The 14,437-nt window shown below is 34.5% G+C and carries 9 protein-coding genes; 5 read left to right on the top strand and 4 right to left on the bottom strand.

All coding sequences use genetic code 11. The features are described from left to right. Positions 1-54 precede the first annotated feature (54 nt). A complete protein-coding gene (locus tag AC51AA_RS09205; protein ID WP_500701823.1) occupies positions 55-753 on the bottom strand; it encodes an ABC transporter ATP-binding protein in 699 nt (232 codons plus the stop codon). Positions 754-1,059: 306 nt separating this feature from the next. On the opposite strand from AC51AA_RS09205, the gene AC51AA_RS09200 reads away from it, so the two are divergent. Further along, the gene (locus AC51AA_RS09200; RefSeq protein WP_500701822.1) at positions 1,060-1,737 is read left to right on the top strand and encodes a DUF6565 domain-containing protein; all 678 of its coding nucleotides are present in this window, start codon (positions 1,060-1,062) and stop codon (positions 1,735-1,737) included. 51 nt (positions 1,738-1,788) lie between these two features. On the opposite strand, the gene AC51AA_RS09195 is transcribed toward AC51AA_RS09200, so the two are convergent. Further along, a complete protein-coding gene (locus tag AC51AA_RS09195) occupies positions 1,789-2,520 on the bottom strand; it encodes an O-methyltransferase (protein WP_500701821.1) in 732 nt (243 codons plus the stop codon). Positions 2,521-2,683: 163 nt separating this feature from the next. Between AC51AA_RS09195 and AC51AA_RS09190 the strand changes: the two genes are divergently transcribed. Next, positions 2,684-4,234, top strand: a complete 1,551-nt coding sequence (locus AC51AA_RS09190; RefSeq protein ID WP_500705626.1) for an SDR family oxidoreductase — start codon at positions 2,684-2,686, stop codon at positions 4,232-4,234. Between the two features lie 153 nt (positions 4,235-4,387). Here AC51AA_RS09190 and AC51AA_RS09185 read toward each other — a convergent pair whose 3' ends face one another. Together AC51AA_RS09185 and AC51AA_RS09180 are read right to left on the bottom strand one after the other, a co-directional pair. After that, positions 4,388-4,849, bottom strand: coding sequence for an FKBP-type peptidyl-prolyl cis-trans isomerase (locus AC51AA_RS09185; RefSeq protein ID WP_500701820.1), 462 nt, complete (start codon positions 4,847-4,849; stop codon positions 4,388-4,390). A gap of 192 nt (positions 4,850-5,041) precedes the next feature. Further along, positions 5,042-6,904 (bottom strand): ABC-F family ATP-binding cassette domain-containing protein, encoded by a 1,863-nt coding sequence (locus tag AC51AA_RS09180; protein WP_500701819.1) that lies wholly within the window; start codon positions 6,902-6,904, stop codon positions 5,042-5,044. Between the two features lie 1,003 nt (positions 6,905-7,907). Here AC51AA_RS09180 and AC51AA_RS09175 point away from each other — a divergent pair. From AC51AA_RS09175 to AC51AA_RS09165, 3 genes are all read left to right on the top strand, one after another. Next, positions 7,908-8,822: a helix-turn-helix domain-containing protein gene (locus AC51AA_RS09175; RefSeq protein WP_500701818.1), complete on the top strand. Its 915-nt coding sequence runs from the start codon at positions 7,908-7,910 to the stop codon at positions 8,820-8,822. 12 nt (positions 8,823-8,834) lie between these two features. After that, the gene (locus AC51AA_RS09170; protein WP_500701817.1) at positions 8,835-9,920 is read left to right on the top strand and encodes a helix-turn-helix domain-containing protein; all 1,086 of its coding nucleotides are present in this window, start codon (positions 8,835-8,837) and stop codon (positions 9,918-9,920) included. A 324-nt stretch (positions 9,921-10,244) separates the two neighbouring features. Further along, entirely contained in the window at positions 10,245-14,429 is a 4,185-nt protein-coding gene (locus AC51AA_RS09165; protein WP_500701816.1) for a beta strand repeat-containing protein, read from the top strand. The last annotated feature ends 8 nt before the right edge of the window (positions 14,430-14,437 follow it).

Raw genomic sequence — 14,437 nt, 5'->3', positions numbered from 1 at the left:
TTTGTGGTACTAGGTTTTTCAGTTAAGGAGAAACTAAGTTTGGGTGTGTTGAATTTAATGAGTGGGTTGTTTGTATGTGTCACTTTCAATTAAGCCATCTCGTAGACGAATGACACGATGTGCATAGGCCGCTATGTCTTCCTCGTGGGTTACTAATATGACGGTATTTCCATTGGCGTGAATGTCTCCAAAAAGTTTCATAATTTCTACAGAGGTCTTACTGTCTAAATTTCCCGTAGGTTCATCTGCTAATATGATGGAAGGCTTGTTGACTAAAGCTCGGGCAATGGCCACGCGTTGTCTTTGTCCTCCGGAAAGTTGATTGGGTTGGTGATCCATTCTATCCCCTAGATTTACCTGATGAAGTACTTCAGTAGCGCGAACTACGCGTTCTGATTTGGGATGACCCGCATAGATCATAGGTAAAGCTACATTGTCCAGTGCTGTTGTTCTTGGTAAAAGGTTAAAAGTCTGGAAGACAAAGCCAATTTCTTTGTTTCGGATTCCAGCCAATTCATCATCTCTCATTTGGCTGACATCTTTTCCATTCAATACATAATGTCCTGAAGTGGGCGTGTCCAAGCAGCCTAATAGATTCATTAAGGTGGATTTTCCAGATCCTGATGGCCCCATTAAGGCGACATATTCGCCTTTGTTTATTTCTAAATCGATACCTTTTAAAACATAAACAATTTCGTTCCCTAATACAAAGTCTCGTTTGATATTGGTTATTTTAATTAATGGATGTGCCATTTTGATTTACAATTTTGGATTTAAAAGTACAAAACACTTTTCAATAAACGATCAGTAGCCGAAAATTGATTTTTGTTACAAATGAGTATGAATCAAAGTCATTGGCGAAAAAAAGGTGCTTGGCTACAATTGGAGTTGAATTGAAAAAAAAGGTGTTATATGATTCAAAATTGTTTTTATATAATTATCATGTTTTGTGTTTTTATTTAAATTATATTTATTGTTTTTATTAAAATATTGACAATTATTTATTTTTGAAACGATTTTAAGCTTATATTTGTTTTCTAATATTAAATAATGAAGATTATGAAAAGTATGAAAATAGTGTCAGGAATGGTATTGGTTGCTTTTGTTTTTGTTTCGTGTAAAGATGCAAAAGAAGAAAATGCGTTAAAAACAGTGGATTCATATGTAACATATGTAGATTCTGTAAAAAATGTTTCAGCTAATGACTTAAAAGAAAACTGGAAAAATGTTGAAGCGGAATACGAAAAAAGAGCTCAAAATGCAGAGATGGCTTTAGCGGATATAAAAGACAATGCTGCTGCGAGTGAGAAATTAGATAAGGGTAAAATAAGATATGAAGAATTTAAGAATGAGATGAATACTCTTTTTACCCCTGCAACGCCTGAGCCAAGTTCAGGTGCAAGTCCAAAACAACAATTAAGAAATGCTTTATTTGGTGAAGGAAAAATTGGTGATGATATGAGTTTTGCGTGGGTAAATGCGAATAATATTCACAGTGTTTACCAGCAATTTGTTCATACGGTAGAGAACAATAAAGATCGTTATTCTCGTGAGGACTGGGATGAGATTAAGTTGATGTATGAAGCACTTGATAATCGAAAAAATACAGTTGAAAAAGAAGGGTTGTCCAAAGAGGATAATAGAAAAATTTCGGGTTTAAAAATGAAATTTGCTCCTATGTATAGTCTAAATAGAATGGGAGCGAAATCGGAAGAGAATGCCAAAGCAAAAAAATAAAATAAGTGAATTAGTGAGAAGATGGCAATCCGAAAGGGTTGTCATTTTTTTTTAGACCCTAATAACAAAGTGCTCTTTTTCTTGTTCGTATCTAAAAAAGACAAAGCCCCATTGGAAGGTGTCAATAGTAACTTTCACCTTTGGATGTTTTTTTATGAACTCCCAAGCTTCTTCTATTTCTGTTGAAGAATGAATGTCATTGAAGATCCAAGCAGTATCATTGTTGATGGTAGGTAATAGAAGATCAAAGTAAGTCAGAATCTCTTTTTTGGAATGATTAGCGTTAAAATAGATGAGGTCAAATTTTTCGATCTCATCGCTTGAATCTAGCGTAATGTTTTGAAGATGATTTTCAATATCACTTAGCGCTAAATGGATATTTTCGCACTGGAAAGCTTTAAATTGAGTTTTGGCAATAGTTGCTGTTTTGAGGCAAGTTTCTATGGTGGTTACTTCTGCTTGTGGATTTCCTAATGCCAGTGCAGTGGTGGCTAGTCCTGATGAGGTTCCTATTTCCAAAATGGTTTTAGGTTGAAAATATTGGCTAATCTTAAATAATAATTTGGCACGTTTTGGGCTAGTCTCCGCCGTTTTTGTGATTGTAATAAGATCTTTGTTGATTGGTGATGTTTGCGGGTAATTTTTAAGGATCGAATAGGCGGGCTTTGGCTTTTTGTCGTAAAAACACTTTGTTAATAAATGGAATACAAAGGGAGAATGCACCCCGTGCTGGTTTTTAGAGTTCCAAAGGAATTTGAGATAAGCTTTTGTTTGAAATAGCATAGTAGGATTTACAAGTAGCTGCGAAGATACTAAGATATTAATCGATAGTCAAAAGTCTCTAGTCAAAAACAAGATTTTACTAGGACCAACTTTGGGATTTTTGGATCTCAAAAAGACTATATTTGCGAACTTTAAAGAAAAGCTAATAGTAATACGTTTTATGATGTTGAAGGAAGAATGCGAAAGCAAGAGTGTGGTAACTCCTGAAGAAATTGATCAATGCATTGCTGTTTTGGCTCGATTGAATACCGATACCGATCAAATATTTGATATACCTAAAGGGCAACGAATTGCTTTACTTAAGCAGGCGGGAATGTTTTCTAGACCCGATAGAGATGAATTCTCTAGAAGGGTTAAAGACGGACTACTAGCTACCAAGCGTAAAAAGGAAAAGAAAGATAAAACCGCTCGTAAAGAAACGGGGATTCGTCATGCTCGTGAGGCTAGTGTGTTTGTGGCGCCAAAACTATTGGCATACACGGATCTGGCTCATAAGGAACAATTAGAATTGGAAACCCCTAGAAATTGCTATGTATGTAAAACGGAGTTTACAAAAATGCACCACTTTTACGATACAATGTGTACGGATTGCGGTGATTTTAATTATGCGAAACGTTTTCAAACGGCAAATGTCGAAGGGCAAATTGCGATCATTACGGGTTCAAGATTAAAAATAGGCTATCATATCACTTTGATGTTATTGCGTGGTGGAGCGACCGTTATTGCGACAACGCGTTTTCCTGTTGATTCTGCTTTGCGATTTTCTAAAGAGGCTGATTTTATGCAGTGGGGACATCGTTTGAAAATTCATGGTCTAGATCTACGACATATTCCCAGCGTTGAGATTTTTTGTAATTTTATAGAGCAAAAGTACGAGCGTCTGGATATTTTAATTAATAATGCGGCTCAAACCGTGAGAAGGCCGGCAGGCTTTTATACACATTTAATGGAAAATGAAGAATTGCCGCTTCATGCACTTCCAAAACAAGCCCAAGAATTATTGTTAGATCATACGAGTTGTTTGGATGAATTAAAAGTATTGACCTCTGGCGCCTCTTCTAATGAAAACATGCCCGTAACCTGGCATGGTCCTGAACCGGGTATTGGTTTGCGTGCTTCGGCTCAACTGTCTCAAATTCCGTATTCTTTTGATAATGCATTAGTAGCTAATGAAGTTTTTCCAGAAGGAGAACTTGATGCTGATTTGCAGCAAGTGGATTTGCGTAAAACAAACAGCTGGCGTTTGCGATTAGGACAAATAGAAACTACGGAAATGATCGAAGTACAACTGGTGAATTCGGTAGCGCCTTTCGTATTGTGTAATCGTCTTTCAGAGGTAATGAAAAAAGACAATACGGGGCAAAAGCACATTATCAATGTTTCGGCCATGGAAGGAAAATTTCATCGCTTTTTTAAAGAAGATCGCCATCCTCATACCAATATGGCTAAAGCGGCTTTAAATATGCTAACCCATACTTCATCGGGAACCTTAGCCAAACATGGTATTTTTATGAATGCTGTGGATACGGGCTGGGTAACAGACGAAGATCCTGCTGAATTAGCCAAAAAGAAACAAGAGTTGGAAGATTTTCAACCACCATTAGATATAGTGGACGGTGCTGCCAGAGTAATGGATCCTTTGTTTGATGGAATCAATACAGGTAAGCATTGGTGCGGTAAGTTCTTGAAAGACTACAATCCTATTCCTTGGTAAGCTTCTTTTAGATAGAAAAGAGTTTTTAGTGATATATAAAACAAAAAAAAACACAACAGAAATAATTTTGTTGTGTTTTTTGTTTTGAGGAAAGCCAAAAGGCAATTTTCCTTATATGAGGTAGTATAAGCGTAGTGCAATACTAGCTATTGCTTATTTGTTTACCGAAAGTAATTTTACTTCAAAAATAAGTACAGAACCTCCAGGGATACCATTGTAGTTGTAGCTTCCGTAACCTAGATGAGAAGGTATTAATAGTATACCGCTACCGCCAGTTTTAAAAAGAGGGATTCCTTCTGTCCAGCCTTGAATAACTTGATTCAGACCAAAAGAAATTCCTGCATCTGTACTTTTGTCAAATCCAGTACCGTTGGTGTAGTATCCTTTGTAGGCTACTGTTACATTTGATGTAGCAGTAGGTTGGTCTCCTGTTCCAGGCTCCGTAATAATATAGTATAGACCAGAAGCGCTTCTTTGAGCGGTTAAGCCATTTTTTGCGATATAGTCTGTAATTTCTTTTTCGTTTTTAGCAACATAATCAATATTTGATTCTTTGTCCTTTGAGCAAGAAATAAAAAGCGTCAAAGCCAGTAGGGCAGATAAAAAATGTTTCATATAAAATTAATTTTTAAAGCGCAAATATAAAAAAATATGCAAGAGAATTCAGGAAGAGGATAGGATTCTAAAAGTTAAAAAAGTGACGTAGAATTTGCTCAGAATAAACGCATTAAAAAAAGCACCACATTCAATACGTAGGTTTAGAAACGCTAGGTGTTGAATGTGGTGCTATGTATTTGATGTGGTATTTTATCCTTCGATCTTAGCAGAAAGCTCAAACCAGCGTTCTTCTTTTTGATCTATTTTATTGATAATGTTTTGTAATTCGTTGGCCTTTTTCTCAATATCAGCATCGGCTACTTTTCCCTCAGAGAACAATTGTTCGATTTTAGTCTTGTCGATCTCTAAATCTTTAATTTCTCTTTCGAGTTTTTGATATTCCTTTTGCTCGTTGAACGTAAGATTTCCAGTTGGATTGTTTTGTTTCCAATCCTTCTTTTCTGCTTTGTTTTCTTCTTTTTGGGCTACATCAGAACTGTCTTCATAGGCTCTAAAGTCAGAGTAGTTTCCTGGGAAATCTTCTACAACACCCTGTCCTCTAAAAATGAACAAGTGATCTACAATTTTATCCATAAAGTAACGGTCGTGAGAAACCACTAGTAGACAGCCAGGATAATCCAAAAGGAAGCTTTCTAAGACGTTTAGCGTTACGATATCTAAATCGTTGGTCGGCTCATCCAGAATAAGGAAGTTAGGATTCTGAATCAAAACAGTACACAAATACAAACGTTTTAATTCTCCACCGCTTAATCGATCTACGAAATCGTATTGTTTTTTGGCGTCAAAAAGGAAACGCTCCAGTAATTGTGAAGCCGAAATGATTTTTCCTTTCATCAGTGGAATGTATTCTCCGTATTCCTTAATAACGTCGATGACACGTTGTCCAGGTTTTGGATTGATTCCGCTTTGGGTATAGTAACCAATTTTGATGGTTTCTCCCACTACGACTTTTCCTGAATCAAGAGGAAGTGTTCCGGTCAGTAAATTAAGGAAAGTTGATTTTCCAGTTCCGTTTTTACCGATAATTCCGATACGTTCTCCACGTTGGAAATCAAAACTAAAATTATCTAAAATAACGTGGTCTTTGAATTTTTTGGAGATTTTGTGAAGCTCAATAATTTTGCTTCCCATACGTTCCATGTTGATCTCAAGTTCGACTTTGTTTTCACGACGACGACTTTGTGCTTTTTCTTTAATATCGTAGAAGTCATCTTGACGTGACTTAGATTTTGTCGTTCTCGCTTTTGGCTGACGACGCATCCATTCTAATTCTTTTACAAAAAGGTTTTGGGCTTTGTCTACGCTAGAATTTTCAGAAGCAATTCGTTCTTCTTTTTTCTCTAAGTAGTAAGAATAATTTCCTTTGTATTGGTATAGTTTACCGTTGTCTAATTCAATGATTTCATTACAAACACGTTCTAGAAAGAAACGGTCGTGTGTCACCATGAATAAGGTGATGTTTTCTTTAGCAAAATAACTCTCTAACCATTCGATCATTTCAAGATCCAAGTGATTGGTAGGTTCATCCAGAATCAATAAATCGGGACGATTGATCAAAATAATGGCCAGTGACAAACGTTTTTTCTGACCTCCAGAAAGACTTTTTACTTTTAGTTTAAAGTTTTCTAGTTTTAGTTTAAACAGAATTTGTTTGTATTGCGTTTCAAAATCCCAAGCATTATGCTGGTCCATTCCGTCGAAAGCTTTTTGATAGGCCTCTTCATCTTCTGGGTTCTCTAACGCTTTTTCGTACGCTTCAATCACTTTTAAAGTTTCATTGTCTGAGGCAAAGATGCTTTCTTCAATGGTTAATTCCTCTTGCAGATTATTGTTCTGCGAAAGAAAAGCCATTTTGATTCCTTTTCTTAGTACTACCTGACCTGTATCGGGCTCTTCTAAACCATTGATAATACTCATGATAGTGGTTTTTCCAGAGCCGTTTTTGGCAATGAAAGCAATTTTTTGGTCCTTGTTGATGCCAAAAGAAATGTTGTCAAATAAGGTTCTTTCGCCAAATGACTTGGATATGTTCTCTACAGATAGGTAATTCATCGTTGTTAACTTGTTTAAAATCAAATAATTGTAATGTTTTTAAACATACAGGTCTCTAATCTAGTCTTTCTCTTAAAAAAGACTGGTTTTCTTTGTTTAAGCGGCAAAGATACCCTTTTGATCGTAACAAAAAAAGATAGCACGAAGCTATCTTTTACTTTGAATCTTTACTAGTTCACTGATTTTCTATTTCTTTCAATTACTAAAGGTTCTTTAGATTCTAATTTTATTTTTAGTGGTCATCATTGCTTTGGTGTTATTCATGTTTTTATTGTCTTTTTGATTTATATATTATCAGAATAATTGTTCAAATTACGCAATTAGTAAAACGCCATGAGATGCAATCGGTCTCCCCTTTTTTTCATCGAAATCTATCCTTGTTACGCAATAAAAATGCAGTTCACCGTTAAAATAGGTATTTTGTCGATTTACATGCCGGCTTGTAGTATATTTTTGTACTTTTGCCGCAATTAATTTCCTACTTTTTTCTCTTTGTAAGAGAATTTGAGGAGAATTTTAAACTATTTATGATGATTATCCTTTTTCGTTAAACTTCGAAAAGTCTTTTTCCAAGACTTCTATTTCAATTGTTTGATTCAGGTTTTTCGAACTCTTTTTTTTTGCGGCGATCTAGTAACACTATCTAATATATTTAAGAAATTGTTGATAATTAGGATGTAATCCTATCAACTACAGAAAATTTACTTAAGCGTCATTTTAGCTGATTGTGAGTAGTATTTTTAAAAAATATAAGGCGGTAAAATGCTATATGGTCTACTAGGTAGTACTGGTTGTCGATTATTATAATATTTTAAAACTTGTAATAGATTTTTTTAAAATTCAATAATTAAGAATTGTTTTTGATTGAGAATTAGAATGGATAAAAAAAATGGCTTTTAGTAATTAGTAAGGGATTTTGTTTTTAGAATAGTACGCCAATATAAATCACTGTAAAGCATGCAAAAAGAAATTGTGTGTACATTTAATAATTTCATTACTACAAATGCAAGAATCAGCTACATACATAAAATTTTCTTTGGTATTTTTACTTTTGCATTTTGTTAGTTTTTATTTGCTACCGGTACCGTTGGCGCTTATGTATGGACCAATCATGTATGCTATTACTTATAGGGTATCAATAAAAACGTTTACGACTCATCTTATTGTTCCTTTAATTGGTTATTGCTATTTACTCGTTAATTACCAAATAGAGGGGGAGAATAACGATTTTTTAGAATTGTTTACGAGTATTTATTATTTGCTCACTATTATCTCTATGATAGGATATTATACGGCTATTTATTTTAAAAGACAGCATCAAAAAAGGGAAGGTATTTTACTAAAAGACGAATTATCATATTTATTATGGCTCATTTATGGCATATGTGGTGTTTTTATTACTGTTTTATTTTTGGAAAGTATTGATGTCATTAAAGTATTAAATTTCAATCCACTCTATTTCATTCATTTACTGATTGGTGTTACTTTACTCATTGTATTGTATTATGTTGTAGAAAAGAAGAAAGATGCCAGAAAAAGTGCTAATACATTTGCATTTCCTACAGAAAGTTCCAAGATAATGGACGAATATGAAAAAATGGTAGGTGTTTATTTCGCTGAATCTAAATTATTTCTGGAACAGGGCATTTCTCTAGAACTACTCTCTGAAAAAATAAAGATACCAAAACACCAATTGTCAATATTATTTAATTCGTATATGCACAAAAGTTTTTATTTGGTAATTGGCGAGTATAGGATAGAATATGCAGAAAAACTTCTCAAAGAAAGTAATAATTTGACTATCGAATCAATCGCTTACGAATGTGGTTTTAATAGCAAGTCTACTTTTAATAAGTATTTTAAGGAGTTCACGGGCTCTTCGCCTTCTGAATATAGGTCGTCTTTAAATATTTCATAAGAAACATTTGCAATGATTTTAAAAATTAGTTTAATACTTGTTCTTTTTTTCTGTAGTGCTAGTTTATGGTATATTGTAAAAAATAAAGAGAGTTATTTTTATTATAAAATATTAGCTCTTTATTTGATTTTGTTTTTTATACAGTGGTTTCATGTTTTGTTATGTGAATTTTTTGTACCCGACATCGTTTATTTAAGTACCACTGCGTCTTATACTTTATTATATGGACCATTGTTCTATTTTCTAATCTTAAAAGTAAAGGGTAAATCTTTGAAGCCGTATACCTGGCTGATCCATCTCATTCCTTTTTTTGTATTTTATGTTTTATTTTATGTTTTTTTATTTAATGATGAATTAAGATTGTATTACCAAGCGTTAGATATAAAAATTCTTGATAAAGTAATACCGCTTTCTTTTTTAAGCTATGTGGCGGCTTCCATTTTTCAAAAGGGAAAAGTTATCAATAAGGCTGCTGTAGCGGAGATAAAAGAGTTTGCGATGACAATGGGATTTTATTTAGTTTTTGTTGCCCTTTTTTTTTATGTAGTTCGAGTTACAGGAGGCAATCGTATGTATGAAGCGAGATTGGTTGTCTATTTTAGTATGTTGTTATTGATGATTTATATTTTTGTTTTTCTCGTAAAGAAAAAAGGGGAAATTGATCAAAAAGGGATGGAAAAATTATCTTCGAATTCTGTCCTAGTTTCGAATGAAAATAAATATAAAAAAGTTAAAATTTCCGAAGAACAATTGGATATTTATGAGCAAAAGCTGTATTGTTTTATGGATGAACGTAAGATTTTCTTAGATGTAGATCTCTCATTGACTAAATTATCCAAAGAAATAAAAATTCCAAGTTATCATTTGACTCAGTTATTTAGCTTGCGTATCGGTAAAAATTTTAATCAATTTGTGAATACTTATCGAATCAATTTTGCATGTGCTTTGATCGATAGCAATGAAAATATTAAAATAGAGACACTAATCTCCGAATGTGGTTTTAATTCTAAAACATCCTTCAATCGTCACTTTAAGATGATTATGGAAATTTCTCCTTCTGAATATTCCTCCCAGAAAAGTAGTAAAATTATTTATTAGTTGAATAAGTAGTTTATTGCATTGTATTTTATGACTTGAAGGTTTTCTAAAAAAAAACTCCAACTATAGGCTGTTAATTTAGAGATTTTCAGTCGCTTATGATTGGTTCATATTTCTAGGTTGTAGTCCGTGCTAATAATTTGGCACTTAATTCTACGACTTAGGATTTAATTTTGCGGACTTAAAACGTGAAAAATTATAAAAAGATCAAAATTTTTTTATTGATTTCTCACGTTTTTTCATAGGACAAAAAGTGCCGAATTAAAAAGCACTCAGGTTTTTTTCTCTTGGAAAAAACTAGAAATTTTTAAAATATAATAAAATATGAAAAGAAAATTACTTCAATTATTATTTCTTGTAGTTATGACAAGTGCTTACGGGCAAGTAGGTATTGGTACAGCTATGCCTGATAGTTCATCACAATTGGATATTGTAGCAGGAAATAAAGGAATACTTATACCAAGACTCAAACTAACAAGTACTAGAGATGTTTCAACGATATCAAGTGGAAATGTCAATAGCTTACTGGTTTTTAATACTGCGACAACTACCGATATTACACCAGGTTATTATTATTGGTTTGAAGATCGTTGGAATAGAATCAGTATTTCTACTGATGTAATAGCATCGCAATCGAATGTTATTTTTAATCCTGTTACCAAGGATTTTTCTTATAGTAACAACGGAGGAAATGTACAAGTAATAAATTTTCAAGAAATTGTCCAAGCATTCGAGGTAGTAACCACTTTAGTGAGTAATAATGATGGAACTTATACCTACACCAACGAAGCAGGTACTGCGGTTATTATTAACGCCAACACCACGGCAGTTGCTGTTGTAAATGGTGTTTATACTTTTAGAGATGCTGCAGGAAATATAATCACAACGATAGATACTAAAGCAAGTGCAAGTATTTATAACAATACTACTTCCGGATTAACGGCCTCTAATGTTCAAAGCGCTATCGATGAGTTGGTGACTAAATTAGCCAATACAACAGATGCCTTAGTGAACAACAACAATGGAACGTATACACATACTACCGTTGATGGTAAGGTAATTATTATTGATGCTAACACGACTAAGGTTACTGTTGCAAACGGCGTTTACACGTTTACGGATGCCGCAGGAAATACAATCACTACAATTGATACTAATGCCAGTGCCAGTGGATATAACAATAGTGCTTCAGGATTAACAGCCTCTAACGTTCAAAGTGCTATCGATGAGTTGGTGACTAAATTCGGCAATACAACAGATGCTTTAGTGAACAACAACAATGGAACGTATACACATACTACCGTTGATGGTAAGGTAATTATTATTGATGCTAACACGACTAAGGTTACTGTTGCAAACGGCGTTTACACGTTTACAGATGCTGGAGGAGTTACAATCACTACAATTGATACCAATGCCAATGCCAGTGGATATAATAATACTGCTTCAGGCTTAACGGCCTCTAATGTTCAAAGTGCTATTGATGAGTTAGCTACAACAATCAAAACCAATAAAGGTAACTTAACAGTTGCAGGTGGATTAGAGTTTACAGGTGGTACAGATGGAGTTGCAAAGCTATTAGCTAACGCAGGTATTCAGGTTGCTGACGGTGGAATTACTTCTACTCAACTAGCTAACGATGCGGTAACTACTGCTAAAATTGCTGATGGTGCAGTAACTAATGTAAAAGTTGGAACTGATGCAATTACTTCGGATAAAATTTTAGATGGAGAAGTTAAAACAACAGATTTAGCTACTGGTGCTGTAAGTGCTGATAAATTAATTGCTACAGTAGGTGAAGCAGGAAAAGTGGCTACCGTTAATGCAGATGGAACAGTTTCTTATAAAGATATTTCAAGTACTAACTTAGTTGATAAAAAAGGAGTAACTACAGATGGAATTATAAAAGTAAACGGAGTAAATGCATTAGCAGAATCTGTTTTACTTGATGCTGACTTGTCAATCGCTGCAGGTGGAATTACTTCTACTCAACTAGCTAATAATGCAGTTACTACAGATAAGATTGCTGATGGTTCAGTAACAAATGTAAAAGTTGGAACTGATGCAATTACTTCGGATAAAATTTTAGACGGAGAAGTTAAAACAACAGATTTAGCTACTGGTGCTGTAAGTGCTGATAAATTAATTGCTACAGTAGGTGAAGCAGGAAAAGTGGCTACCGTTAATGCAGATGGAACAGTTTCTTATAAAGATATTTCAAGCACTAACTTAGCTGATAAAAAAGGAGTTACGACAGATGGAATTATAAAAGTAAATGGATTAAATGCATTAGCAGAATCTGTTTTACTTGATGCTCAGTTATCAATCGCTGCAGGAGGAATTGGTTCAACTCAACTAGCTAACGATGCGGTAACTACTGCTAAAATTGCTGATGGTGCAGTAAGTAATGTAAAAGTTGGAGCAGATGCAATTACTTCGGATAAAATTTTAGACGGAGAAGTTAAAACAGCAGATTTAGCAACTGGTGCTGTAAGTGCCGATAAATTATCTGCTGATGCAACTCTAGTTGGAAAAGTGGCTACCGTTAATGCAGACGGAACAGTTACTTACAAAGATATTTCGACTACGAACTTAGTTGATAAAAAAGGAGTTACTACAGATGGAATTATAAAAGTAAACGGAGTAAATGCATTAACAGAATCTGTTTTACTTGATGCAGCATTGTCAATCGCTGCAGGAGGAATTACTTCTAATGAATTGGCTACTGATGCGGTAACTACTGATAAAATTGCTGCTGGTGCAGTTACTAATACAAAAGTTGGAGCAGATGCGATTACTTCTGATAAAATTTTAGATGGAGAAGTTCAAACAGCAGATCTAGCTACAGGTGCTGTAACTGCTGACAAATTAATAGCTACAGCAGGTGAAGTAGGAAAAGTTGCTACCGTTAATGCAGACGGAACAGTTACTTACAAAGATATTTCGACTACGAACTTAGTTGATAAAAAAGGAGTTACTACAGATGGAATTATAAAAGTAAACGGAGTAAATGCATTAACAGAATCTGTTTTACTTGATGCAGCGTTGTCAATCGCTGCAGGAGGAATTACTTCTAATGAATTGGCTACTGATGCCGTAACTACAGATAAAATTGCTGCTGGTGCAGTTACTAATACAAAAGTTGGAGCAGATGCGATTACTTCTGATAAAATTTTAGATGGAGAAGTTCAAACAGCAGATCTAGCTACAGGTGCTGTAACTGCTGACAAATTAATAGCTACAGCAGGTGAAGTAGGAAAAGTTGCTACCGTTAATGCAGACGGAACAGTTACTTACAAAGATATTTCGACTACGAACTTAGTTGATAAAAAAGGAGTTACTACAGATGGAATTATAAAAGTAAACGGAGTAAATGCATTAACAGAATCTGTTTTACTTGATGCAGCGTTGTCAATCGCTGCAGGAGGAATTACTTCTAATGAATTGGCTACTGATGCGGTAACTACTGATAAAATTGCTGCTGGTGCAGTTACTAATACAAAAGTTGGAGCAGATGCGATTACTTCTGATAAAATTTTAGATGGAGAAGTTCAAACAGCAGATCTAGCTACAGGTGCTGTAACTGCTGACAAATTAATTGCTACAGCAGGGGAAGTAGGAAAAGTTGCTACCGTTAATGCAGACGGAACAGTTACTTACAAAGATATTTCAACTACGAACTTAGTTGATAAAGGGAACTTAACAGTTGCAGGTGGATTAGAGTTTACAGTTGGTACAGACGGAGTTGCAAAGCTTTTAGCTGATGCAGGTATTCAGGTTGCTACTGGAGGAATTACTTCTACTCAACTAGCTGCTAATGCAGTTATAACAAGTAAAATTGCTAATGATGCGGTAACTACTGATAAGATTGCTAATGGAGGTCCAAATCAAGTGCTTACAACTGACATCTCAGGCGCTCCAACATGGATAGATCAATCTACAGTAACTGTAACTGCTAAAAACGGTTTACATAAAGATGGTTTAGACATTAAATTAGGTGGTGCCTTAATCGAAGAAACTACCATTATAACAGACGCAACAAAAACTTTAGCTATAACTGGTTTGGATAACAAAAAAGTACAAAATACAGATGCAACTAAAGACTATCTAATGGCTGTTAATGATGCGGGAGTTGTTAGAGCATTAAAAGCAGCAATGCCGAAGTTCTTCTATATGCCTTCTATTGTGATGCCAACTGCAAATGACCAATTTGTTATAGGAGATGGATCTGGGTTTTCAGAAGCTGGAGGTGTATTTACTGTTAATTTATACGATAGATATAATACTCAGTTTGGATCTCCAAAAAAATCGAATGCTGCTAAAGTGACTACGTTACCTGTTTTGCCTGCAATGGAATTAGATTATCATATTACATGGTATGATGAAACCGTATTTGATAACGTAACTATAAGTGATTTAGGGGTATTGACTTATACAATAAAACCTACCCCTGAAGTAACGGTAGGGACATTTATGAATATTGTTTTTGCAGTACGACCAACACCTTAATTTTTATA

It is taken from the genome of Flavobacterium sp. OHVDL-2026-0007 (genome assembly GCF_059882335.1).
The sequence above is the reverse complement of the archived record's forward strand: the minus strand, read 5'-3'. Positions and strand labels throughout refer to the sequence as shown.

Excerpts from the sequence above, each read along its gene's own strand:
- AC51AA_RS09175 (WP_500701818.1), top strand. The coding sequence starts at position 7,908 with ATGCAAGAATCAGCTACATACATAAAATTTTCTTTGGTATTTTTACTT.
- AC51AA_RS09180 (WP_500701819.1), bottom strand. The coding sequence starts at position 6,904 with ATGAATTACCTATCTGTAGAGAACATATCCAAGTCATTTGGCGAAAGA.
- AC51AA_RS09185 (WP_500701820.1), bottom strand. The coding sequence starts at position 4,849 with ATGAAACATTTTTTATCTGCCCTACTGGCTTTGACGCTTTTTATTTCT.
- AC51AA_RS09200 (WP_500701822.1), top strand. The coding sequence starts at position 1,060 with ATGAAAAGTATGAAAATAGTGTCAGGAATGGTATTGGTTGCTTTTGTT.
- AC51AA_RS09195 (WP_500701821.1), bottom strand. The coding sequence starts at position 2,520 with ATGCTATTTCAAACAAAAGCTTATCTCAAATTCCTTTGGAACTCTAAA.
- AC51AA_RS09165 (WP_500701816.1), top strand. The coding sequence starts at position 10,245 with ATGAAAAGAAAATTACTTCAATTATTATTTCTTGTAGTTATGACAAGT.
- AC51AA_RS09205 (WP_500701823.1), bottom strand. The coding sequence starts at position 753 with ATGGCACATCCATTAATTAAAATAACCAATATCAAACGAGACTTTGTA.
- AC51AA_RS09190 (WP_500705626.1), top strand. The coding sequence starts at position 2,684 with ATGTTGAAGGAAGAATGCGAAAGCAAGAGTGTGGTAACTCCTGAAGAA.
- AC51AA_RS09170 (WP_500701817.1), top strand. The coding sequence starts at position 8,835 with ATGATTTTAAAAATTAGTTTAATACTTGTTCTTTTTTTCTGTAGTGCT.